General features: G+C 46.0%; 35 protein-coding genes. All 35 read left to right on the forward strand.

The annotated features are described in order from the left end of the window. The first annotated feature begins 174 nt into the window (after positions 1 to 174). The 35 genes from A7975_RS11135 (at position 175) to truA (ending at position 19,924) form a co-directional block, all read left to right on the forward strand. Positions 175 to 1,221 (forward strand): ABC transporter substrate-binding protein, encoded by a 1,047-nt coding sequence (locus tag A7975_RS11135; protein WP_065385174.1) that lies wholly within the window; start codon positions 175 to 177, stop codon positions 1,219 to 1,221. Between the two features lie 109 nt (positions 1,222 to 1,330). Further along, positions 1,331 to 2,233: an ABC transporter permease gene (locus tag A7975_RS11140; RefSeq protein WP_065385179.1), complete on the forward strand. Its 903-nt coding sequence runs from the start codon at positions 1,331 to 1,333 to the stop codon at positions 2,231 to 2,233. Next, positions 2,233 to 3,027 (forward strand): ABC transporter ATP-binding protein, encoded by a 795-nt coding sequence (locus A7975_RS11145; RefSeq protein WP_053373897.1) that lies wholly within the window; start codon positions 2,233 to 2,235, stop codon positions 3,025 to 3,027. Before A7975_RS11140 ends, A7975_RS11145 begins: the two co-directional genes overlap by 1 nt. A 557-nt stretch (positions 3,028 to 3,584) precedes the next feature. Then, positions 3,585 to 3,893, forward strand: a complete 309-nt coding sequence (rpsJ, locus tag A7975_RS11150) for a 30S ribosomal protein S10 (RefSeq protein ID WP_017692074.1) — start codon at positions 3,585 to 3,587, stop codon at positions 3,891 to 3,893. A 41-nt stretch (positions 3,894 to 3,934) separates the two neighbouring features. After that, the gene (gene rplC, locus A7975_RS11155; RefSeq protein ID WP_053373898.1) at positions 3,935 to 4,558 is read left to right on the forward strand and encodes a 50S ribosomal protein L3; all 624 of its coding nucleotides are present in this window, start codon (positions 3,935 to 3,937) and stop codon (positions 4,556 to 4,558) included. A 28-nt stretch (positions 4,559 to 4,586) separates the two neighbouring features. Continuing rightward, positions 4,587 to 5,210 (forward strand): 50S ribosomal protein L4, encoded by a 624-nt coding sequence (gene rplD / locus A7975_RS11160; RefSeq protein WP_053373899.1) that lies wholly within the window; start codon positions 4,587 to 4,589, stop codon positions 5,208 to 5,210. Then, entirely contained in the window at positions 5,210 to 5,503 is a 294-nt protein-coding gene (rplW, locus tag A7975_RS11165; RefSeq protein ID WP_053373900.1) for a 50S ribosomal protein L23, read from the forward strand. The genes rplD and rplW overlap by 1 nt, the downstream gene beginning before the upstream one ends. 17 nt (positions 5,504 to 5,520) lie before the next feature. Next, entirely contained in the window at positions 5,521 to 6,351 is an 831-nt protein-coding gene (gene rplB / locus A7975_RS11170; RefSeq protein ID WP_053373901.1) for a 50S ribosomal protein L2, read from the forward strand. A gap of 67 nt (positions 6,352 to 6,418) precedes the next feature. Continuing rightward, entirely contained in the window at positions 6,419 to 6,700 is a 282-nt protein-coding gene (gene rpsS, locus A7975_RS11175) for a 30S ribosomal protein S19 (RefSeq protein ID WP_053373902.1), read from the forward strand. Positions 6,701 to 6,742: 42 nt separating this feature from the next. Continuing rightward, positions 6,743 to 7,078, forward strand: coding sequence for a 50S ribosomal protein L22 (rplV, locus tag A7975_RS11180; RefSeq protein ID WP_028609649.1), 336 nt, complete (start codon positions 6,743 to 6,745; stop codon positions 7,076 to 7,078). A gap of 13 nt (positions 7,079 to 7,091) precedes the next feature. Next, on the forward strand, positions 7,092 to 7,754 hold the full coding sequence (rpsC, locus tag A7975_RS11185; RefSeq protein WP_053373904.1) for a 30S ribosomal protein S3: 663 nt from the start codon (positions 7,092 to 7,094) through the stop codon (positions 7,752 to 7,754). A 2-nt stretch (positions 7,755 to 7,756) separates the two neighbouring features. Then, positions 7,757 to 8,191 (forward strand): 50S ribosomal protein L16, encoded by a 435-nt coding sequence (gene rplP / locus A7975_RS11190; protein ID WP_028609647.1) that lies wholly within the window; start codon positions 7,757 to 7,759, stop codon positions 8,189 to 8,191. After that, entirely contained in the window at positions 8,181 to 8,381 is a 201-nt protein-coding gene (gene rpmC / locus A7975_RS11195) for a 50S ribosomal protein L29 (RefSeq protein WP_053373905.1), read from the forward strand. The genes rplP and rpmC overlap by 11 nt, the downstream gene beginning before the upstream one ends. Positions 8,382 to 8,431: 50 nt before the next feature. After that, entirely contained in the window at positions 8,432 to 8,695 is a 264-nt protein-coding gene (gene rpsQ / locus A7975_RS11200; RefSeq protein WP_053373906.1) for a 30S ribosomal protein S17, read from the forward strand. Between the two features lie 47 nt (positions 8,696 to 8,742). After that, positions 8,743 to 9,111 (forward strand): 50S ribosomal protein L14, encoded by a 369-nt coding sequence (gene rplN / locus A7975_RS11205; protein ID WP_053373907.1) that lies wholly within the window; start codon positions 8,743 to 8,745, stop codon positions 9,109 to 9,111. Between the two features lie 46 nt (positions 9,112 to 9,157). Beyond that, positions 9,158 to 9,511, forward strand: coding sequence for a 50S ribosomal protein L24 (rplX, locus tag A7975_RS11210; protein ID WP_081417369.1), 354 nt, complete (start codon positions 9,158 to 9,160; stop codon positions 9,509 to 9,511). Between the two features lie 31 nt (positions 9,512 to 9,542). Beyond that, a complete protein-coding gene (rplE, locus tag A7975_RS11215; protein WP_053373908.1) occupies positions 9,543 to 10,085 on the forward strand; it encodes a 50S ribosomal protein L5 in 543 nt (180 codons plus the stop codon). A 26-nt stretch (positions 10,086 to 10,111) separates the two neighbouring features. Next, positions 10,112 to 10,297, forward strand: coding sequence for a type Z 30S ribosomal protein S14 (locus tag A7975_RS11220; RefSeq protein WP_037291562.1), 186 nt, complete (start codon positions 10,112 to 10,114; stop codon positions 10,295 to 10,297). 30 nt (positions 10,298 to 10,327) lie between these two features. Further along, the gene (gene rpsH, locus A7975_RS11225) at positions 10,328 to 10,726 is read left to right on the forward strand and encodes a 30S ribosomal protein S8 (protein ID WP_053373909.1); all 399 of its coding nucleotides are present in this window, start codon (positions 10,328 to 10,330) and stop codon (positions 10,724 to 10,726) included. A gap of 31 nt (positions 10,727 to 10,757) precedes the next feature. Then, a complete protein-coding gene (gene rplF, locus A7975_RS11230; protein ID WP_053373910.1) occupies positions 10,758 to 11,300 on the forward strand; it encodes a 50S ribosomal protein L6 in 543 nt (180 codons plus the stop codon). 60 nt (positions 11,301 to 11,360) lie between these two features. After that, positions 11,361 to 11,729: a 50S ribosomal protein L18 gene (rplR, locus tag A7975_RS11235; protein ID WP_053373911.1), complete on the forward strand. Its 369-nt coding sequence runs from the start codon at positions 11,361 to 11,363 to the stop codon at positions 11,727 to 11,729. 30 nt (positions 11,730 to 11,759) lie between these two features. Further along, a complete protein-coding gene (rpsE, locus tag A7975_RS11240) occupies positions 11,760 to 12,257 on the forward strand; it encodes a 30S ribosomal protein S5 (protein ID WP_053373912.1) in 498 nt (165 codons plus the stop codon). A 13-nt stretch (positions 12,258 to 12,270) separates the two neighbouring features. Then, complete coding sequence (gene rpmD, locus A7975_RS11245) at positions 12,271 to 12,450, forward strand: 50S ribosomal protein L30 (protein WP_053373913.1); 180 nt, start codon at positions 12,271 to 12,273, stop codon at positions 12,448 to 12,450. A gap of 45 nt (positions 12,451 to 12,495) precedes the next feature. Next, positions 12,496 to 12,936, forward strand: a complete 441-nt coding sequence (gene rplO, locus A7975_RS11250; protein WP_053373914.1) for a 50S ribosomal protein L15 — start codon at positions 12,496 to 12,498, stop codon at positions 12,934 to 12,936. Beyond that, the gene (gene secY, locus A7975_RS11255) at positions 12,937 to 14,238 is read left to right on the forward strand and encodes a preprotein translocase subunit SecY (protein ID WP_053373915.1); all 1,302 of its coding nucleotides are present in this window, start codon (positions 12,937 to 12,939) and stop codon (positions 14,236 to 14,238) included. Positions 14,239 to 14,329: 91 nt separating this feature from the next. Beyond that, a complete protein-coding gene (locus tag A7975_RS11260) occupies positions 14,330 to 14,980 on the forward strand; it encodes an adenylate kinase (RefSeq protein WP_053373916.1) in 651 nt (216 codons plus the stop codon). Next, positions 14,980 to 15,738, forward strand: a complete 759-nt coding sequence (map, locus tag A7975_RS11265) for a type I methionyl aminopeptidase (RefSeq protein WP_053373917.1) — start codon at positions 14,980 to 14,982, stop codon at positions 15,736 to 15,738. Before A7975_RS11260 ends, map begins: the two co-directional genes overlap by 1 nt. Before the next feature lie 9 nt (positions 15,739 to 15,747). Further along, positions 15,748 to 16,029, forward strand: a complete 282-nt coding sequence (locus A7975_RS11270) for a KOW domain-containing RNA-binding protein (protein WP_082198143.1) — start codon at positions 15,748 to 15,750, stop codon at positions 16,027 to 16,029. 3 nt (positions 16,030 to 16,032) lie between these two features. Beyond that, positions 16,033 to 16,248: a translation initiation factor IF-1 gene (infA, locus tag A7975_RS11275; RefSeq protein WP_053373919.1), complete on the forward strand. Its 216-nt coding sequence runs from the start codon at positions 16,033 to 16,035 to the stop codon at positions 16,246 to 16,248. Between the two features lie 44 nt (positions 16,249 to 16,292). Next, the gene (gene rpmJ / locus A7975_RS11280; protein WP_003333770.1) at positions 16,293 to 16,406 is read left to right on the forward strand and encodes a 50S ribosomal protein L36; all 114 of its coding nucleotides are present in this window, start codon (positions 16,293 to 16,295) and stop codon (positions 16,404 to 16,406) included. Positions 16,407 to 16,425: 19 nt separating this feature from the next. Next, a complete protein-coding gene (rpsM, locus tag A7975_RS11285) occupies positions 16,426 to 16,794 on the forward strand; it encodes a 30S ribosomal protein S13 (RefSeq protein ID WP_053373920.1) in 369 nt (122 codons plus the stop codon). 19 nt (positions 16,795 to 16,813) lie between these two features. Beyond that, complete coding sequence (gene rpsK / locus A7975_RS11290; protein ID WP_065385175.1) at positions 16,814 to 17,209, forward strand: 30S ribosomal protein S11; 396 nt, start codon at positions 16,814 to 16,816, stop codon at positions 17,207 to 17,209. A 127-nt stretch (positions 17,210 to 17,336) separates the two neighbouring features. Continuing rightward, on the forward strand, positions 17,337 to 18,281 hold the full coding sequence (locus tag A7975_RS11295; RefSeq protein WP_053373922.1) for a DNA-directed RNA polymerase subunit alpha: 945 nt from the start codon (positions 17,337 to 17,339) through the stop codon (positions 18,279 to 18,281). Between the two features lie 45 nt (positions 18,282 to 18,326). After that, a complete protein-coding gene (gene rplQ / locus A7975_RS11300) occupies positions 18,327 to 18,692 on the forward strand; it encodes a 50S ribosomal protein L17 (RefSeq protein WP_053373923.1) in 366 nt (121 codons plus the stop codon). Between the two features lie 479 nt (positions 18,693 to 19,171). Then, the gene (gene truA / locus A7975_RS11305; protein WP_053373924.1) at positions 19,172 to 19,924 is read left to right on the forward strand and encodes a tRNA pseudouridine(38-40) synthase TruA; all 753 of its coding nucleotides are present in this window, start codon (positions 19,172 to 19,174) and stop codon (positions 19,922 to 19,924) included. The last annotated feature ends 158 nt before the right edge of the window (positions 19,925 to 20,082 follow it).

Raw genomic sequence — 20,082 nt, forward strand, 5'->3', positions numbered from 1 at the left:
CGCCCATTTAATATTAGGGAATAGTAGAAGAATGTCGTCTTTGCTCGTTAACAAACAGCCGATTACGTACAGTCATAGACTTTAATGAGAGAAAGCGATGATGCTTTGCTGTACTTGATTAGTTCATAACAGCTTCTTTACAAGACGACTTATAAGATGAGAGGGGTTTAAAGGATGAACAGAAAGTTTTGGCTAAGTATTGCACTGGCTTCAATTATGGTTGTAACGGCGGCATGTGGTGCCAACACAGGTAAATCAGGCACGAACAACGAAGGTTCGACAACAAACACGGCCGGCTCGTCCGAAAAAACGTACAAAATCGCAGTTTCACAAATCGTGGAACATCCATCGCTTGACGCGACTTATGACGGCTTCGTTGCTGCTCTTAAGGATGCAGGAATTGAAGAAGGCAAAAACTTGGAGCTTGATTTCAACAATGCACAAGGCGATCCTACAAATATTAAGACGATTTCTCAAAAAATCGCTAACAGCAAAAGCGATCTTGCACTAGGTATCGCTACACCGACCGCACAGGCTCTTGCTGACGATGTTAAGGACATGCCTGTATTGTTTGCGGCAGTAACAGATCCTGTTGAAGCAGGAATCGTAACGCAGCTCGAGGCGCCAGGCGGCAACATTACAGGTGCATCGGATACAAATCCTGCAGCTATTACTCAAACAATGGACTTTATCGCATCCCAAATTCCTGACGTGAAAAATGTTGGTCTAATCATTAACGAAGGTGAGCAAAACGCTGTCGTTATGGCCAAAATTGCTGAGGAAGCACTTGCTAAACATAATATCAAGCTTATCAAAGCATCTGTAGCCAATTCTTCAGACGTTAAACAAGCTGCCGATTCATTGGTTGGCCGTGTTGATGCCATTTATATTACGCTTGATAATATGGTTGTTACCGGCGCAGACGCAATTATTGAAGTAGCTAATGAAAAGGATATTCCATTTTTCTCGGCTGACCGCGATACCGTTGAAAAAGGCGCATTCGCAGCAGTAGGCTTCAAATATTATGATCATGGTTATGAAGTTGGCCAAATGGCTGTCGAGATTTTGAAAAACGGCAAAAAACCAGCGGAGATGAATGTTACGGTCCCACAAAAGCTGGATTTCATCTTCAATATGAAAGCTGCTGCAGAGCAAGGCATTACTGTAACTGACGAGATGAAAGCATTCGTTAAAGACCAAGCGAACAACATCATCGAGTAATTTAGTGCTGTTAAGATAAAAGTAATACAACAAAGGTATACATGGGGTGATCGGGTTACTCGTTCACCCCCTTGTTATGATAAAGGAGGTATGTCATTTGCTCGCATCGATGCAAGGCGCCGTAGAAAGCGGATTATTGTATGCACTTATGGCACTTGGGGTTTATATTACATTCCGGATTCTTGACTTTCCGGATCTAACTGTTGACGGCAGCTTTACAACAGGCGCTGCTATTGGAACTGTTTTAACCGTAAACGGAACGGCACCTTGGCTTGCAATTATATGTTCATTTATAGGCGGAGCTATCGCAGGTACCTTTACGGGCTTGCTTCACACGAAGGGTAAAGTTAACGGTTTATTGTCAGGTATTATTATGATGATTGCCTTGTATTCCATTAACTTAAGAATAATGGGTAAGCCGAATCTGTCCCTAAGAGGACATGACAATTTATTTGATAACGTATCGACGCTTGCTGTAATGATCGTATTTGTAATCATCGTTAAGCTGGTGCTCGATTTATTTTTCCGTACGGACATCGGTTTAAGCTTGCGCGCTACAGGGGATAACTCTCGTATGATCCGCAGCTTTGGCGCAAACACTGATGTTACGACGATATTTGGCATTGCTTTATCGAATGCGCTTGTAGCAACATCTGGCGGTCTGGTTGCTCATTACCAGAAGTACGCCGACAATAGCATGGGGATCGGTATGATCGTTATCGGGCTTGCATCGGTTATTATCGGGGAAGCGATATTCGGAGCTCGTACGATTTTTAGAGCGACGCTCGCAGCCGTGCTCGGATCGATCATCTATCGGATCATTTATGCATTCGCGCTCCGCGTGGATTGGTTGGACGCTTCAGACATGAAGCTGATTACAGCAGTTATCATTATATTTGCACTGGTAGTGCCGTCAACGCGCAGAGTAATGAAGCAAAAAAACATAGCGCGAAGACGAACGGCAGAAATGCTTGCTTCCCTGGATAAAGCGCAGCCTGGAGGTGGACGCTAATGTTGGAGATAGCGAAAGTGTCCAAGCTGTTTAATCCAGGCACTGTAGATGAGAAGACGGCGCTTGTTGGCGCCAACCTTATTATGAAGCCGGGCGATTTTATTACGGTGATCGGGAGCAACGGCGCTGGCAAATCTACGCTGATGAATATCATTTCAGGCGTAATGAAGCCGGATGCCGGTGAGGTTCGGATTGACGGACGCAATATAAGCCAGCTTACTGAGTATCAACGCAGCCAATGGATCGGCCGCGTATTCCAAGACCCGATGGCCGGCACGGCGCCGCGCATGTCCATTGAAGAGAATCTGGCGATTGCATATGCTCGTGGAAAATCTCGTGGCTTCTCGTTCGGAGTAACACGTGCGAAGCGTACTATTTTCAAAAAAGAGCTTCAGCGGCTTGGTATTGGCCTAGAGAACCGTCTAGGAGCAAAAGTAGGGTTATTGTCAGGTGGAGAGAGACAAGCGCTTAGCTTGCTTATGGCTACCTTTACAAGGCCGCAGATATTGCTGCTCGATGAGCATACCGCTGCGCTTGATCCTTCTCGCGCCGAGCTCATCACTACGCTGACAGAAACGCTTGTCCGTGAGATGAATTTGACTACGTTAATGGTTACGCACAATATGGAGCAGGCTATCCGACTTGGCAATCGACTGATTATGATGGATAAAGGCCGAATCATTCTCGATGTGCCTGAAGAACGCAAAAAGGATCTTACTGTCGAGCAGCTGCTCGGTGAGTTCGAGCTCATTAGCGGCAAGAAGCTGGCTGACGATAGAATCGTTCTAGGATAAAGGTTGGAAGAATGGAGCACGCAGCGACCAATGGTCTCTGTGTGTTTTTATTTGCGGCAGAATGATGCCCTTAAACGTTGGCGTTATTTGGTGGTGTCTTTTCGATCGCGATGTGTTTATAATCAGATAGCGCCCATTAAGTCCGTTATTATAATAATAGGTTCTAAACGATTGTAATAAGGGACATAATGGGCGTTATATGGACAAGTTATGCGTTATTGCCAGACAAGCTGCAGTGAAGTTAATGGTTTCACCCATGAACGGAAGTGTTTCTTCTATTATATATGTAGCGCGGGATGCGAGCTGTTCCAGTTACCGATATAGGAATGCGGCATAAAATTTATTCATGATTTCTCATTAATATGCGTGAATAGAAAATGATTTAACTTTATGTTGCATTTGCCTATTGGATTCGGTATAATAGTGTCTGTTGGTCTGACGTTGCGATGATGTGAGAGGTTGCCGACACACCCGGCCCCTTTGCCATGGGGCATGTGCCAGGGTTTTCTCACGGAGTATGTCCGATAATAAATTGGGCGATAGAAGGAGGGACTTATATGGCAAAGCAAAAGATTCGTATCCGCTTGAAAGCATACGATCACAGAATTCTTGATCAATCCGCAGAGAAAATCGTTGAAACTGCAAAACGTTCCGGTGCAGGCGTATCCGGGCCGATTCCGTTGCCAACGGAAAAGCAAATCATCACCATTCTCCGTGCGGTACACAAGTACAAGGATTCCAGGGAGCAATTCGAACAACGCACTCATAAGCGTTTGATCGACATTGTAAACCCAACGCCGCAAACGGTTGATGCGTTGATGCGCCTGGATTTACCATCCGGTGTAGATATCGAAATCAAACTGTAATATCAGCATATGCGATCATAGAAAGGAAATGAGGTGTCAACATGAAAGGTATCTTAGGAAAAAAACTTGGTATGACTCAAGTGTTTACTGCTGAAGGTAATGTCGTTCCTGTAACGGTTATCGAAGCTGGACCTTGCGTAGTACTTCAGAAGAAAGACCAAGAGAACGATGGCTACGAAGCTGTTCAGTTCGGTTTCTCTGACAAGAAAGAAAGCAGATCGAACAAGCCAGAAGCTGGTCATGCTAAAAAAGCTAACACAACACCTAAGCGCTACGTTCGTGAAATTCGCGGAATTAACCTGGGTGATTATGAAGTTGGCCAAGAAGTGAAAGCTGACCTATTCACAGAGGGCGAATTCGTTGACGTAACAGGTATTTCTAAAGGTAAAGGCTTTGCCGGCGTTATCAAACGTTGGGGACAAAGCACGGGTCCTATGTCTCACGGTTCCCGTTACCACCGTGGACCAGGTTCGATGGGTTCTATCCAAGCGAACCGTGTACCGAAAGGCAAACGCCTTCCAGGACATATGGGTCACGAAACAATTACGATTCAAAAGCTTGAAGTTATCCGTGTAGATGCAGAACGTAACGTTCTTCTTGTAAAAGGATCCATTCCGGGCCCTAAAAACGGATTTGTAAAAGTAAAACAAACTGTTAAGAACTAATTGCTCTTAAAGAAAGGAGGAACAGGAAATGCCAAAAGTAACAGTATATAACGTGAGCGGCGCGCAAGTGGGCGAACTAGAACTGGCTGAAACGGTTTTCGGAATTCAACCAAACGTTCATGTTCTGCACAGTGCTGTTGTTAATCAACAAGCATCTGAACGCTTCGGTAATCACAAAACTAAAGGACGCTCCGAAGTACGTGGTGGCGGTCGTAAACCTTGGAAACAAAAAGGTACTGGCCGTGCTCGTCAAGGTAGCATTCGCTCCCCGCAATGGGTTGGCGGCGGCGTAGTATTCGGACCGACTCCACGCTCATACGGATTCAAGCTTCCTAAGAAAGTTCGTCGTCTAGCGATTAAATCGGCATTGTCATCGAAAGTGATTGCAAACGAGATTATCGTTTTGGATCAACTGACATTTGCAGCTCCTAAGACGAAAGAATTCGCAGCAATCTTGAGCAACCTTAAAGTTGGCCGCAAAGCACTAGTTGTAACGGCTAACTACGAAGACAATGTAGCATTGTCTGCTCGTAACATCCCAGGTGTGAAGTTCGTTGCAGCTGACGGCATCAATGTTCTGGATGTACTCGTGCATGATAATCTTATCATCACTAAAGAAGCAGTAGAGAAAGTACAGGAGGTGCTTGCGTAATGAAAAATCCACGCGATATTATCAAGCGCCCGGTTATCACGGAACGTACGAGCGATTACATGGTTGACAAAAAGTACGTGTTTGAAGTAGATCTTCGTTCAAACAAAACTGAAATCAAACTTGCAATCGAGCAAATCTTTAAAGTAAAAGTAACCGGCGTTAACACAATGCGTGTTGCGGGTAAACCAAAACGTTATGGTAAACATAGCGGATACAGACCGGATTGGAAAAAAGCGATCGTTCAACTGAGCGCTGATAGCAAAGAACTTGAATTCTTTGAAACGTCTGTTTAGAAAAGGAGGAAATCGAAGTGCCAATTAAAAAGTACAAACCGACATCTCCAGCTCGTCGTAACATGTCCGTATCGACTTTCGAAGAGATTACGACAAGCACACCGGAGAAATCGTTGCTTGCTCCTCTTTTCAAAAAAGCAGGACGCAACAACCAAGGTAAAATTACGGTTCGTCACCATGGCGGCGGACACAAACGTAAATACCGTATCATCGACTTCAAACGTACTAAAGACGGTATTGTTGGTAACGTAGCGACGATCGAATACGATCCGAACCGTTCATCCAACATCGCTTTGATCCATTACGTAGATGGTGAAAAAGCATACATCATCGCTCCTAAAGGTTTGAAAGTTGGAGATCAAGTAACTTCTGGCGTAGGTTCTGATATCAAGCCAGGCAACGCGTTGCCACTTGTGAACATCCCAGTCGGTACAGTTATCCACAACATCGAATTGAAACCAGGCAAAGGCGGACAACTTGTTCGTGCAGCTGGTACTAGTGCTCAACTTCTTGGTAAAGAAGATAACTACGTATCCGTTCGTTTGTCATCCGGTGAAGTTCGTCGTATCTTGAACACTTGCCGTGCAACAATCGGTTCTGTTGGTAACGAAGATCACGAACTCGTGAAAATCGGTAAAGCCGGCCGTAACCGTTGGCTCGGAAATCGTCCACAAGTACGTGGTGTTGTAATGAACCCTAACGATCACCCACACGGTGGTGGTGAAGGCCGTGCTCCAATCGGACGCAAATCGCCAATGTCGCCTTGGGGTAAACCAACTCTTGGTTACAAAACGCGCAAGAAGAAAAAAGCATCGAGCCAATACATTATTCGTCGTCGCACGAAATAATAGCAGCTTGATAAAAACCGCGTGATGCGCAAGTATCGCTACCGCTTATATGAAGGGAGGAACACAAATGGGTCGCAGTTTAAAGAAAGGTCCGTTTATTGACGGTTACCTGCTTAAAAAAGTCGAGGTATTGAACGAAGCTGAGAAAAAGGTCGTTATCAAAACCTGGTCCCGCCGCTCGACCATTTTCCCGCAATTCATTGGTCACACGTTTGCAGTATATGACGGACGCAAGCACGTACCGGTATATGTAACGGAAGATATGGTTGGACACAAGCTTGGTGAATTTGCACCAACTCGTACGTACAAAGGCCATGCTGGCGAAGACAAAAAAACGGGCAGACGTTAATTTGCCCTTAACATCTTTCACTGAACGAGAGGAGGTTCCTACATGCCAGAAGCTAAAGCGCACGCTAAATTTATCCGTATTGCTCCCCGTAAAGCACAGCTTGTTGCGGATTTGATTCGCGGTAAACAAGTTGGCGAAGCAATCGCGATTTTGCGTCACACGCCTAAGTCTGCATCCCCAATTTTGGAGAAGCTGCTGAACTCTGCCATTGCTAACGCTGAGCACAACTATCAGCTTGACGTAAACAAATTGTTTATATCGCAAGCCTTCGTTAACCAAGGGCCAACGATGAAACGTTTCCGTCCTCGTGCGATGGGTCGCGCAAGCCGGATCAATAAAAGAACCAGCCACATTACCTTGGTGGTATCTGAAAAATAAGGAGGGATTACGTGTGGGTCAAAAGGTAAATCCAGTAGGCTTCCGGGTCGGAGTTATCCGTGATTGGGAGTCCAAATGGTTCGCGGGCAAAGATTTCGGCGATCTTCTTATGGAAGACGTTAGAATCCGTGAATACTTGAAAAACAAGCTGAAAGACGCAGCAGTTTCTCACATCGAGATCGAACGTGCAGCTAACCGCGTGAACGTAACGATTCAAACCGCAAAACCAGGTATGGTAATTGGTAAAGGCGGTTCCGAAGTAGAAAACCTACGTACTGAGCTTGGTAAAATTACTAAAGGCAAAAAAGTACACATCAACATCTCTGAAATCAAACATGCAGATCTTGACGCTATTCTTGTAGCTGAAAGCATCGCACAACAACTTGAGCGTCGTGTATCTTTCCGTCGCGCATTGAAGCAAGCAATTCAACGCTCCATGCGTTCAGGTGCTAAAGGGATTAAAACTGCAGTTAGCGGTCGTCTCGGTGGCGCGGAAATCGCACGTTCGGAAGGCTACAGCGAAGGAACAGTACCACTTCATACACTACGCGCTGATATTGATTACGGCACGGCTGAAGCGGCTACAACATACGGCCTAATCGGCGTTAAAGTATGGATCTATCGCGGCGAAGTCCTTCCGACTAAGAAGAAAGCTCCCCAGGAAGGAGGCAACTAATCATGTTGGTACCTAAACGTGTCAAACACCGCAAACAACAACGCGGTCATATGAAGGGTCGCGCTAAAGGCGGCACTACAGTAGCATTCGGCGAATTTGGTCTTCAAGCTCTAGAACCATCATGGATCACTAACCGTCAGATCGAAGCGGCTCGTATTGCAATGACTCGCTACATCAAACGTGGTGGTAAAGTATGGATCAAGATTTTCCCTGCCAAACCAATTACTCAAAAGCCTCTTGAAGTGCGTATGGGTAGTGGTAAAGGTAACGTTGAGAAATGGGTAGCCGTAGTTAAACCAGGTAAAATCCTGTTTGAACTTGCTGGCGTATCCGAAGAAACCGCTCGTGAAGCGATGCGTCTTGCGGCTCATAAATTGCCAATCAAGACTAAATTCGTGAAACGTGAAGAAGTGGGTGGTGAAGCAAATGAAAGCTAGTGAATTTAGAAACCTAACCTCTGCTGAGCTTGAACAACAGGTCGCTGGTTTTAAAGAAGAGCTTTTCAATCTTCGTTTCCAACTGGCTACTGGCCAATTGGATAACCCGACTCGGATCCGTGATGTGCGTAAAGGAATTGCTCGTGCTAAAACGATTTTGCGTGAAAGAGAACTCGGAATTAGCAGCTAGTCTATCCCTTACATGAATGCATAAACACGGCTGAAGGAAGGAGGAAGAACATGAGTGAACGCAATGCCCGTAAAGTTCTAATCGGCAAAGTGGTAAGCGACAAAATGGATAAAACAATCGTAGTTGCTATTGAAACATATAAAAAACACGATTTGTACCATAAACGCATTAAAGTTACGAAAAAATTTAAAGCGCACGATGAGAACAACCAAGCTAAAATTGGTGATATCGTGAAAATCATGGAGACTCGTCCGCTTTCGAAAGACAAGCGCTTCAGACTCGTAGAAGTTGTTGAAGTAGCTGTTATTATCTAATGAGCGTATGCAGTATCTGAGCATTTTTCCGAAAGGAGGACGTTGAAATGATTCAACCATTTTCGCGCTTAGCGGTTGCTGACAACTCTGGCGCAAAAGAATTGATGTGTATCCGTGTACTTGGTGGAACGGGACGTCGCGTTGGACACATCGGCGATTTGATCGTTTGCTCAGTAAAACAAGCAACACCAGGCGGCGTTGTCAAAAAGGGTGACGTTGTTAAAGCGGTTATCGTTCGTACAAAGCGTTCGGTTCGTCGTAAAGACGGTTCGTACATTGCATTTGATGAGAATGCAGCTGTAATTGTAAAAGAAGATAAAAGCCCACGTGGTACTCGTATCTTTGGACCTGTTGCCCGTGAACTTCGCGATAAAGATTTCATGAAAATCGTATCGCTAGCACCAGAAGTAATCTAAGAACCTATATAAGCTTGAAAGCACAAGCGCGCAGGAGGTGTAACTCATGCCAAGGCTGAAAAAAATTCTCGAATCCCATAATAACAAATTGCACGTGAAAAAAGACGACACGGTTATCGTCATTACCGGTAAAGACAAAGGTAAGAAGGGCCGCGTTATCGCTGCGTACCCGCGTGAAAATCGCGTACTCGTAGAAGGTGTCAACACTGTTAAGAAACATACTCGTCCATCGCAAGCTAATCCACAGGGCGGTATTATCGAACAAGAAGCACCAATTCACGTTTCAAACGTTATGCACATCGATCCGAAAAGCGGTAAAGTAACACGTATCGGATACAAAGTGCTCGACAACGGCAAGAAAGTTCGGATCGCGAAACGTTCCGGAGAAGTAATCGACTAATCGTTACGGTAGGAAAGGAGGTCCATGATCAATGGCAGCAAGATTGAAAGGTCGTTTCTTAAACGAAATAACTCCTGCTCTTATGCAGAAGTTCAACTATACGTCTGTTATGCAAGTGCCGAAAATTGAGAAGGTAGTTATCAACATGGGGGTAGGCGAAGCGGTTTCCAATTCGAAAATCCTTGATGTAGCTGTTGAAGAGCTTCGTATCATTTCCGGTCAAAAACCAGTCGTTACTCGTGCGAAGAAGTCTATTGCAGGCTTCAAACTTCGTGAGAACATGCCAATCGGGGTTAAGGTTACATTGCGCGGCGAGCGTATGTACCATTTCCTAGATAAACTGTTCAACATCTCTCTACCGCGTGTACGTGACTTCCGCGGTGTATCGAATAAAGCTTTCGACGGTCGCGGTAACTATACGCTTGGCTTGAAAGAGCAATTGATATTCCCAGAGATCGAGTACGATAAAGTCGATAAAGTGCGCGGTATGGACATCGTCATCGTCACGACGGCAAAAACGGACGAAGAATCTCGTGAATTGCTGACCCAAATGGGCATGCCGTTCACGAAGTAATCCACTTTTAGGAGGTGTAATACCCAGTGGCAAAAACTTCGATGAAAGTGAAGCAACAACGCACACCGAAATTTAAAGTGCGCGCGTATACGCGCTGTGAGCGTTGCGGCCGTCCGCATTCTGTTTTGCAAAAGTTTAAAATTTGCCGGATTTGTTTCCGTGAGTTAGCACATAAGGGCCAGATTCCTGGCGTTAAAAAAGCAAGCTGGTAATCAGCCTAGTTTGGGAAGGAGGTTAACACAATGGTTATGTCTGATCCGGTTGCAGATATGTTGACGCGTATTCGTAACGCGAATGTCGTTCGTCACGAGACCGTGGAAATGCCCGCTTCGAAAATGAAGAAGCAAATCGCTGAGATTTTGAAGCGCGAGGGTTTTATCCGCGACGCTGAATATATCGAAGACAATAAACAAGGGATTATCCGTATTTTCTTGAAATACGGCCCTAACCAAGAGCGCGTTATTACTGGCTTGAAACGTATTTCAAAACCAGGCCTTCGCGTTTATACACAATCAACTGAAATCCCTCGTGTACTCGGTGGACTTGGAATTGCAATTATTTCCACTTCCAAAGGGATTATGACTGATAAAGAAGCTCGTCAGGTTAAATCCGGCGGCGAAGTAGTTTGCTACGTTTGGTAAGTAACAAGTCATAAAGATAGGAGGTGTAACAATGTCCCGTATTGGTCGCAAACCAATCCAAGTGCCTAACGGCGTAACAATCAGCTTGGACAACACAGTTATTACTGTAAAAGGACCTAAAGGATCGCTTTCTCGTGAAATTCACAAAGAAATGAAAGTGAATGTAACGGAAACGGAAATTCTTGTAGAACGTCCTTCCGATAATAAATTGCATCGTTCGTTGCACGGAACTACTCGCAGCGTCATCGCTAACATGGTGAGCGGCGTTACAGAAGGCTTCTCCAAAAACTTGGAGCTAGTTGGCGTAGGTTACCGTGCTAACAAAACTGGTGATAAAATCGTTCTTAACGTTGGTTACTCTCACCCAGTCGAAATTGCTCCAGATAACGGCATCGAGTTCGATGTACCTGCTAACACGAAAATCACTGTTCGCGGTATTGATAAAGAGCTAGTTGGTGCTACTGCAGCAAAAATTCGTTCCGTACGTGAACCAGAACCGTATAAAGGTAAAGGTATCAAGTACGAAGGCGAGCGCATCATCCGTAAAGAAGGTAAAGCCGGTAAGAAAAAATAAGCAAACAGTAAGTTTGCTTAAGATAGCGTCTTAAGGCATAAGGAAAGGAGTGAACCTTGAATGATTACGAAAGGCGACAAAAACAAGGCTCGTCTGAAAAGACACCTTCGTGTTCGTAAAAAAATTAACGGTACAGCTGCACGTCCGCGTCTATCTGTATTCCGTTCCTCCAAGCATATGTATGCACAATTGATCGACGATGTTGCAGGTGTAACAATCGCTTCCGCATCCACACAGGATAAAGAGTTGGTTGAAGCAGTTGGCAACGGTGGTAACATCGATGCAGCGACAAAAGTCGGAGAATTGATTGCGAAACGCGCTCAAGCTAAGGGTGTATCCCAAGTAGTGTTTGATCGCGGCGGTTACTTGTATCACGGCAGAATTCAGGCGCTTGCTACAGCAGCTCGCGAAGCTGGCCTTGAATTCTAATCGACTTTATTTATAAGGAGGTTAAACGACTTGCGTGTAGATCCAAATACGTTAGAACTGACTGAAAAAGTTGTTAATATCAATCGCGTATCTAAAGTTGTAAAAGGCGGACGCCGTTTCAGCTTTAGTGCACTTGTAGTAGTCGGCGACGGTAAAGGCTACGTTGGCGCAGGGATCGGTAAAGCAGGCGAAGTACCTGATGCAATCCGCAAAGGTATCGAAGATGCTAAGAAAAACCTGATCCACGTACCAATCGTAGGAACGACTATTCCTCACCTTGTACTCGGACATTTCGGCGCAGGTGAAGTTCTTCTGAAGCCAGCTTCCGAAGGTACTGGCGTTATCGCTGGCGGCCCAGTTCGTGCAGTACTTGAACTTGCTGGTGTCGGCGACATCTTGACGAAATCGCTAGGTTCTTCGAACTCCATGAACATGGTTAACGCAACGCTTGAAGGTCTTTCCCGTCTTAAACGCGTGGAAGATGTTGCAAAGCTTCGTGGAAAAACAGTCGAAGAGCTGTTACGCTAAGGAGGGAAATAAGATGGCAAAATTGCAAATCACCCTCGTTCGCAGTTTAATCGGTCGCAACGAGAAACAACGTGCAACGGTTGAATCTTTAGGTCTAAAAAAGATTCGTCAGGCAGTTGTTTTGAACGATAGCCCAGCTATCCGTGGCATGGTTAACACTGTTAGTCACTTGGTAAATGTAGAAGAAGTATAAGAATAGATTTTGGTTCTAAGAAATAAATAAGGAGGTGCACGAACGATGAAATTGCATGAGCTAGCACCAGCACCGGGCTCAACCCAAGCGCCTAAGCGCAAAGGTCGCGGTATCGGTTCCGGTAACGGTAAAACGGCCGGTAAAGGTCACAAAGGTCAAAACGCTCGTTCCGGCGGCGGCGTTCGTCCTGGTTTCGAGGGCGGACAAAATCCTTTGTATCGTCGAGTGCCGAAACGTGGATTTAACAACCCGTTCCGCAAAGAGTACGCGATTGTCAACATTGAAGAGCTAAATGCGTTTGCAGCAGGTACTGAAGTCACTCCAGAAGTTCTCATCGAGACTGGGATCGTAAAGAACCCGCTCGCAGGAATCAAAATTTTGGGTAATGGTGAAGTTAGCGTTACACTTACTGTAAAAGCAAACAAGTTCTCTCAATCTGCGGTAGAGAAAATCCAGGCTGCCGGCGGTAAAACCGAGGTGATCTAATTGTTCAAGACCGTGTCCAATATTTGGAAAGTGGCGGATCTTCGTACAAGGATCCTCTTCACCCTTTTCATCCTTTTAGTATACCGTATCGGTTCTTTCATACCGGTACCCGATGTAAACAAAGATGTGTTTAAGCAGGTTGATGCAGCCGGTGCGGATCTGTTCGGCTTGCTTAACACGTTTTCCGGCGGTGCTTTGTTCCAATTCTCAATCTTCGCAATCGGAATTACGCCTTACATTACAGCGTCGATTATCGTACAGCTGTTATCGATGGACGTTATTCCTAAATTTGCGGAGTGGGCAAAGGAAGGCGAGAACGGTAAACGTAAACTCGCACAAATCACTCGTTATGGTACGATTGTTCTTGGTTTGATCCAAGGTTTCGCAACAGCGATCGGATTTAACCGTCAATACGGTTATGAGATGATCGTTGGCGCAACATTCGTAGACTATTTACTCATCGCGATCATCCTGACTGCAGGTACTGCATTCTTGATGTGGCTCGGCGAGCAAATTACGGAAAAAGGAATCGGAAATGGTATTTCCATTCTTATCTTTGCAGCAATTGCAGCTGGTATCCCAGGACACATTCGTACGATCGTGCAAGATCAATTCGTAGGTGCCCAAGATCAACTGTTCTTGAACATCATCAAAATGGTACTGATTCTGATTGCGATTATCGCAATCATCGTCGGTGTTATATTCGTACAACAAGGTATTCGTAAAATTCCTGTTCAATACGCTAAACGCGTCGTTGGACGGAAAATGTACGGCGGACAATCGACACACATTCCGATGAAAGTGAATGGCGCAGGCGTTATTCCAGTCATTTTCGCGGTTTCACTTATCATGTTCCCGATTACGATTGCACAGTTCTGGTCCAATCAGGTCTGGGCAAAATGGATTATTGACAATATGAACTATGACAGACCGCTTGGTATGGTATTGTACGTATTGTTAATTATCGGTTTTACCTTCTTCTACACATTCGTGCAAATTAATCCGGTGCAAATGGCTGATCAGATGAAGAAAAACGGTGGATACATTCCTGGCATTCGTCCAGGTAAACCGACCTCGTCATACCTAACACGCGTTATGTCGCGTATTACGTTGACGGGTGCGATCTTCCTGGCTATCATCTCTGTATTGCCAGTGTTCTTCGGAACACTTGCAGGATTACCGCGCTCAGTGCAGCTAGGCGGCACCTCGTTGCTAATCGTTATCGGTGTTGCACTGGATACGATGAAGCAAATTGAGAGCCAGTTGATCAAACGCCATTACAAAGGGTTTATCAATAAATAACAATAGGTTCTGACCGGGCTTCCGCGTTCGTCAACTAGCGTTGTGCGGCAGCCCGCCCGAGCCTATTGTGCTTAAAGCGAGGAACTCAGCAATGAACATTTTATTCATGGGCCCTCCGGGAGCCGGTAAAGGTACACAAGCTGAACGGATCGTTGAAGAGTTCGGTATTCCCCACATTTCAACTGGCGATGCTTTCCGCCTCGCTATGAAACAAGGAACTGCACTTGGAATCAAAGCGAAAGAGTATGTCGATCAAGGCCTGCTCGTTCCCGATGAGATCACGAACGGTATTGTGAAAGAAAGACTCGAAGCAGATGATTGCAAAAATGGTTTCTTGCTCGACGGGTTTCCTCGCACACTGCAGCAGGCTGAAGCACTTGATGCTATGCTTGCGGAGCTCGGTCGCAGTATCGACCATGTTGTAAATTTAAAGGTTGACCGCAGTTTGCTGCTTGCTCGCTTGACGGGCAGACGCATATCTAGAACGACAGGTACGACTTATCATGTAATCTTTAACCCCCCTAAGGTCGAAGGTATCTGCGACAAGGACGGCGGGGAATTGTATCAGCGCTCTGATGATACAGAGGAAAAGGTCGGAACTCGTTTGGACGAATACACATCCAAAACCGCGCCTCTACTCGATTACTACAGTGCTAAAGGTCTCCTACGCGAAGTCGACGGCGAGAAGGACATCGATGTTGTAACATCAGACATTGTTTCCTGCTTGCGAGGTTCATTGTAATGATAATATGCAAATCCGAATCGGAGCTGCAGTTTATGAGGGAAGCCGGACGTATTGTCGCGGAAACGCATCGATTGATGTCGGAAGCTGTGAAACCAGGCATCACTACACGTGAGCTTGACCAAATCGCTGAAACGTACATTAAGAGTCAAAATGCGATCCCTTCCTTTAAAGGTTACAATGGTTTCCCTTCCAGCATTTGCGCTTCTGTGAATGACGAGCTGGTGCACGGCTTCCCTGGGTCACGCAAGTTGAACGAAGGCGATATAATCAGTATCGATATCGGTGCGCAGTTTGAAGGCTATCACGGTGACTCGGCTTGGACCTATGCGGTAGGAGCCGTTACGCCTGAAGTACAAAGGCTGCTTGATGTGACGGAAGCTTCGCTTTATGCGGGACTTGCGCTGATCAAACCAGATATTAGACTATATACAATTTCGCATGCTATTCAGAAGGTAATTGAAGATGCAGGATTCTCCGTAGTACGGGAATACGTAGGGCACGGAATCGGCGCGGACCTCCATGAGGAACCACAAATACCGAACTACGGCATACCAGATCGCGGACCTCGTCTGAAGACCGGAATGGTGCTTGCAATCGAACCAATGGTTAATATCGGTGAACGATATGTCCGGACGCTCGAAGACAATTGGACGGTTGTAACGGAAGACAGCTCATGGTGCGCTCATTTCGAGCATACAGTAGCTGTTACAGAGGACGGCTTTGAAATATTGACCATTTTGCCGCAGCAGCCATAGTCTATGATTATGGAAGCTCGTCCCCAGATTGGTCAGTTCGTCAAAGTACTTCGCGGTAAAGATGAGGAAAGCTATGCGATTATCTTGGCAATCGTCGACGATCGATTCGTTATGATTGCGGATGGGCACAAGCGCCGATTTGATCAGCCGAAGAAAAAGAACGTTCTACATCTCGAGTTACAGCCTGCAATTAGTTCAGAGGTTTCAAGCAGCATGCAAGAAACCGGCAGGGTTACCAACGCTAAGTTACGTTACGCAATTCAGAAGTTTGCACATGCGAAAGGAGAATGACGGTTGGCTAAGGAAGACATCATTGAGGTCGAAGGTACGGTCATTGAGCCGTTGCCGAATGCCACGTTCAAGGTGGAGCTGGAGAACGGTCATCAAATTCTCGCACATGTTTCCGGTAAGCTCAGAATGCACTTTATTCGCATCCTGACAGGAGACAAGGTGGTTATACAGTTATCGCCTTATGATTTATCAAAAGGGCGCATCACCTATCGTAAGTAAGTCCAGCAGGGACTTGCTCACGAAAGATTCGGGAGGTAATCACAATGAAGGTTAGACCTTCGGTAAAGCCGATCTGCGAAAAATGCAAAGTCATTCGTCGCAAAGGCAACGTTATGGTGATTTGTGAAAATCCGAAACACAAACAAAAACAAGGATAGAAGGAGGGGAATATAGCCTATGGCACGTATAGCTGGTGTAGACTTGCCGCGTGACAAACGCGTCGAAATCGCCCTGACATACATTTTCGGTATCGGCAAAACAACGTCGCAACAACTTTTGAAAACAGCTGAAGTTAGCTTCGATACTCGCGTTCGCGATTTGACAGAAGACGAACTTGCTCGCCTTCGCGAAGCAATCGACAAATCTGTTAAAGTAGAAGGCGACTTGCGTCGTGAAATTTCGCTTAACATTAAGCGTCTGACTGAAATCGGATGCTACCGTGGTCTTCGTCACCGTCGCGGCTTGCCTGTTCGCGGTCAACGCACGAAAACGAATGCACGTACTCGTAAAGGTCCTCGTCGGACTGTAGCTAACAAGAAGAAATAAGAAGGGAGGATAATGGACAATGGCTAAACCAAAAAAAATCGTTCGTACGAAACGTCGCGACCGGAAAAATATTGAGACTGGCGTTGCGCACATTCGCTCGACATTCAACAATACGATCGTTACGATCACGGATCCGCACGGCAATGCAATTTCATGGGCAAGCTCTGGTAACATGGGCTTCAAAGGCTCACGTAAGAGCACGCCTTTCGCAGCTCAAATGGCTGCTGAAACAGCTGCTAAAGCAGCGATGGAGCATGGCATGAGAACCGTCGAAGTGATGGTAAAAGGTCCAGGCGCTGGCCGTGAAGCTGCGATTCGTTCGCTTCAAGCTGCCGGGTTGGAAGTTAACCTCATTAAAGACGTAACACCAGTACCTCATAACGGATGCCGTCCGCCGAAACGTCGTCGCGTATAGTTGGATCCGATGTGGTATCAAATGTCAACAACTTGTGAATAATGGTTGTGAAGGTTTGGCATACTACAAGATTTGACTTAAAATAACGGTAAGGTAACGGAGCGACGTTTGAAGGAGGGTACTATTAGTGATTGAGATCGAAAAGCCGAAAATCGAAACCGTAGAACTGAATGATGAGGGAACTTACGGACGTTTCGTCGTCGAGCCGCTTGAGCGCGGATATGGCACGACGCTAGGAAATTCGCTTCGCCGGATTTTGTTGTCGTCGTTGCCGGGTGCAGCAGTAACCTCGGTTCAAATCGATGGAGTGCTTCACGAGTTCTCTACGGTTCCCGGAGTGATTGAGGATGTTACCGAGATCATTCTGAACCTGAAGGGCCTCTCGTTGAAAATCCACTCCGATGAAGAAAAGGTGTTGGAAATCGACGCGGATGGCGAAGGGAATATTACAGCGGGCGACATTCGAGCAGACAGCGATGTCGAGATTTTAAGCCCTGATCTTCACATCGCAACCTTGGCCTCCGGCGCGCGGCTCCATATGCGGGTATTTGCTAATCGGGGACGCGGTTACGTGCAAGCGGACCGCAACAAGAAGGACGAACAACCGATTGGGGTAATTCCCGTTGATTCGATATACACGCCAATTACTCGCGTAAATTATAGCGTAGAAAATACTCGTGTCGGTCAAGTAACTAACTACGACAAGCTCACGCTTGAAGTATGGACTGACGGTAGTATTAGACCGGAAGAGGCTGTAAGCCTCGGCGCTAAAATTTTGACCGAGCATTTGGACTTGTTCGTTGGATTAACCGATGAAGCCAAAGACGCGGAAATTATGGTTGAGAAGGAAGAAGATAAGAAAGAGAAAGTTCTAGAGATGACGATCGAGGAACTTGATCTTTCCGTCCGTTCTTACAACTGCTTGAAGCGCGCTGGTATCAACACTGTTCAAGAGCTAATCACGAAATCCGAAGAGGACATGATGAAGGTTCGTAACCTCGGACGCAAATCCCTTGAGGAAGTTCAAGAGAAGCTTGAAGAGCTAGGTCTTGGCCTACGCATGGAAGAGTAGTAAACCAACAAGAATAGACAAAAGAGCAAGGGAGGGGAAAACAAGATGGCATATCAAAAATTAGGACGTGACGCTAGTGCACGGAAAGCTTTGTTCCGTGACCTCGTTACTGACTTGTTCCTTTATGAGCGTATTCAAACGACTGAAGCTAAAGCGAAAGAAGTTCGTTCTATCGCTGAGAAGCTGATCACTAAAGCTAAGCAAGGTGATCTTCATGCTCGTCGTCAAGTAGCAGCTTATGTACGTCGTGAGTCCGTTGACGGACAACAAGACGCTATTCAAAAGCTGTTCTCCGAACTAGCTAGCCGTTACTCGGAGCGTGCAGGTGGATACACACGTATTCTAAAACTAGGACCCCGTCGCGGCGATGCTGCGCCTATGGTTTACCTGGAATTGGTTGACCGCGCGTAGTACTGCACAACACGAAAATGTATAAGCTTGTCCACAGCGTTAAACCTTGTCCAAGCTTTATACGCGAGCGTAAACGGCTTATGCCTCCTCTGGCGGTATAAGCACGCTAACGCAATGAGATATAAGCCAAGTATTTGGGTCAGCCCGGTACTTCTTGTATTTTAGTGAAAAGGGTGGACCCTTGCGGCCACCTTTTTTTATTTGCCTATCTGAATGGTTAATCATGTTGATTAAACTTTTTCGGCATGCAGCAATGTGAACGAAACGCCTCTTGCATGAGATCATGATTTTAACGAGTCCTGAGCGTCATGTAAGCGGCCGAGTAGGCAAATGATGCTGCTGCATGAAAAAGCAACCAAAGAGCGATAGATGAGCTTATGCGACATCTCTAGGGTGTGCAGAGGGCGAAGCGCCACGAGATCCTTTTTGAAAAGAGGATTTAGGGACTTAGTAATCCCTTTAGTTAAGGGGGGAACAGGTTGAGGAATATTTGCGTAAAGGTCAGCTATGACGGGTCGGGCTTTAACGGTTTTCAGACGCAGCCATACGGCAGAACGGTTCAAGGTGAAATAGAGAAGGCCATTAAGAAGCTTACGGGCGAGACGACCATTATTATCGGTTCGGGGCGCACGGATGCGGGAGTGCACGCACAGGGGCAGATGTTCAATTTCTATACGGAATCTACGATTCCGACAGAGAGATGGGCGATCGCGCTTAATACGCGATTACCGAAGGACATTGTCATTATTGAAGCGTTCGATGTGCCGGAGCATTTTCACGCAAGGAGATCCGCCAAGCGCAAAACGTATCGTTATACGATTGATACCGGAAAGTTTCCAGATGTGTTTGGTCGCCAGTACCGGTTTCATCATCCGACGCCGCTTGATGTAGAGGCGATGCGCGAGGGGCTCAGCTACCTTGTTGGGAAGCATGATTTTACCTCGTTTACATCGATTCATTCTACTAAGCCTCATCACATTCGGACGATCTACGAAGCAGACTTTGTGCAGGAAGGCCCGATCGTGCATATGTACGTGACAGGCAACGGTTTTTTGTACAATATGGTTCGCGTCATTATGGGAACTTTGCTATGGGTTGGCGAAGGGAAAATGGCTTCATCTGAGATAAAAAGCATCCTTGAGGGTCGAAATCGCTCGCTCGCAGGTCCTACGGCTATGCCGCACGGATTGATGCTGATGGATGTTGAATATTCCAGCGAAAAACAGGGATAAATCACTATAAATTACTTGCACTTACACATACTTTATAGTAGAATATAACTTGTGCTTTCGAAGTGGCTAACCCACAGCCCCGACTGAGATCGTCACAAACTTGGCTATCAACAATGAATAAACAAACCAACGTCTTTACGTTGTTATAAAACGATTAA

This window comes from Bacillus sp. FJAT-26390, assembly GCF_001682865.1.
In the GTDB taxonomy this organism is placed as follows: Bacteria; Bacillota; Bacilli; order Paenibacillales; family Paenibacillaceae; genus Pristimantibacillus.

What these genes read in the sequence shown, in the direction of transcription:
- A7975_RS11135 (WP_065385174.1), top strand. Translation starts at nt 175, where the DNA reads ATGAACAGAAAGTTTTGGCTAAGTATTGCACTGGCTTCAATTATGGTT.
- A7975_RS11140 (WP_065385179.1), top strand. Translation starts at nt 1,331, where the DNA reads ATGCAAGGCGCCGTAGAAAGCGGATTATTGTATGCACTTATGGCACTT.
- A7975_RS11145 (WP_053373897.1), top strand. Translation starts at nt 2,233, where the DNA reads ATGTTGGAGATAGCGAAAGTGTCCAAGCTGTTTAATCCAGGCACTGTA.
- rpsJ (WP_017692074.1), top strand. Translation starts at nt 3,585, where the DNA reads ATGGCAAAGCAAAAGATTCGTATCCGCTTGAAAGCATACGATCACAGA.
- rplC (WP_053373898.1), top strand. Translation starts at nt 3,935, where the DNA reads ATGAAAGGTATCTTAGGAAAAAAACTTGGTATGACTCAAGTGTTTACT.
- rplD (WP_053373899.1), top strand. Translation starts at nt 4,587, where the DNA reads ATGCCAAAAGTAACAGTATATAACGTGAGCGGCGCGCAAGTGGGCGAA.
- rplW (WP_053373900.1), top strand. Translation starts at nt 5,210, where the DNA reads ATGAAAAATCCACGCGATATTATCAAGCGCCCGGTTATCACGGAACGT.
- rpsS (WP_053373902.1), top strand. Translation starts at nt 6,419, where the DNA reads ATGGGTCGCAGTTTAAAGAAAGGTCCGTTTATTGACGGTTACCTGCTT.
- rplV (WP_028609649.1), top strand. Translation starts at nt 6,743, where the DNA reads ATGCCAGAAGCTAAAGCGCACGCTAAATTTATCCGTATTGCTCCCCGT.
- rplP (WP_028609647.1), top strand. Translation starts at nt 7,757, where the DNA reads ATGTTGGTACCTAAACGTGTCAAACACCGCAAACAACAACGCGGTCAT.
- rpmC (WP_053373905.1), top strand. Translation starts at nt 8,181, where the DNA reads ATGAAAGCTAGTGAATTTAGAAACCTAACCTCTGCTGAGCTTGAACAA.
- rpsQ (WP_053373906.1), top strand. Translation starts at nt 8,432, where the DNA reads ATGAGTGAACGCAATGCCCGTAAAGTTCTAATCGGCAAAGTGGTAAGC.
- rplN (WP_053373907.1), top strand. Translation starts at nt 8,743, where the DNA reads ATGATTCAACCATTTTCGCGCTTAGCGGTTGCTGACAACTCTGGCGCA.
- rplX (WP_081417369.1), top strand. Translation starts at nt 9,158, where the DNA reads ATGCCAAGGCTGAAAAAAATTCTCGAATCCCATAATAACAAATTGCAC.
- rplE (WP_053373908.1), top strand. Translation starts at nt 9,543, where the DNA reads ATGGCAGCAAGATTGAAAGGTCGTTTCTTAAACGAAATAACTCCTGCT.
- rpsH (WP_053373909.1), top strand. Translation starts at nt 10,328, where the DNA reads ATGGTTATGTCTGATCCGGTTGCAGATATGTTGACGCGTATTCGTAAC.
- rplF (WP_053373910.1), top strand. Translation starts at nt 10,758, where the DNA reads ATGTCCCGTATTGGTCGCAAACCAATCCAAGTGCCTAACGGCGTAACA.
- rplR (WP_053373911.1), top strand. Translation starts at nt 11,361, where the DNA reads ATGATTACGAAAGGCGACAAAAACAAGGCTCGTCTGAAAAGACACCTT.
- rpmD (WP_053373913.1), top strand. Translation starts at nt 12,271, where the DNA reads ATGGCAAAATTGCAAATCACCCTCGTTCGCAGTTTAATCGGTCGCAAC.
- rplO (WP_053373914.1), top strand. Translation starts at nt 12,496, where the DNA reads ATGAAATTGCATGAGCTAGCACCAGCACCGGGCTCAACCCAAGCGCCT.
- A7975_RS11260 (WP_053373916.1), top strand. Translation starts at nt 14,330, where the DNA reads ATGAACATTTTATTCATGGGCCCTCCGGGAGCCGGTAAAGGTACACAA.
- map (WP_053373917.1), top strand. Translation starts at nt 14,980, where the DNA reads ATGATAATATGCAAATCCGAATCGGAGCTGCAGTTTATGAGGGAAGCC.
- A7975_RS11270 (WP_082198143.1), top strand. Translation starts at nt 15,748, where the DNA reads ATGGAAGCTCGTCCCCAGATTGGTCAGTTCGTCAAAGTACTTCGCGGT.
- rpmJ (WP_003333770.1), top strand. Translation starts at nt 16,293, where the DNA reads ATGAAGGTTAGACCTTCGGTAAAGCCGATCTGCGAAAAATGCAAAGTC.
- rpsM (WP_053373920.1), top strand. Translation starts at nt 16,426, where the DNA reads ATGGCACGTATAGCTGGTGTAGACTTGCCGCGTGACAAACGCGTCGAA.
- rpsK (WP_065385175.1), top strand. Translation starts at nt 16,814, where the DNA reads ATGGCTAAACCAAAAAAAATCGTTCGTACGAAACGTCGCGACCGGAAA.
- rplQ (WP_053373923.1), top strand. Translation starts at nt 18,327, where the DNA reads ATGGCATATCAAAAATTAGGACGTGACGCTAGTGCACGGAAAGCTTTG.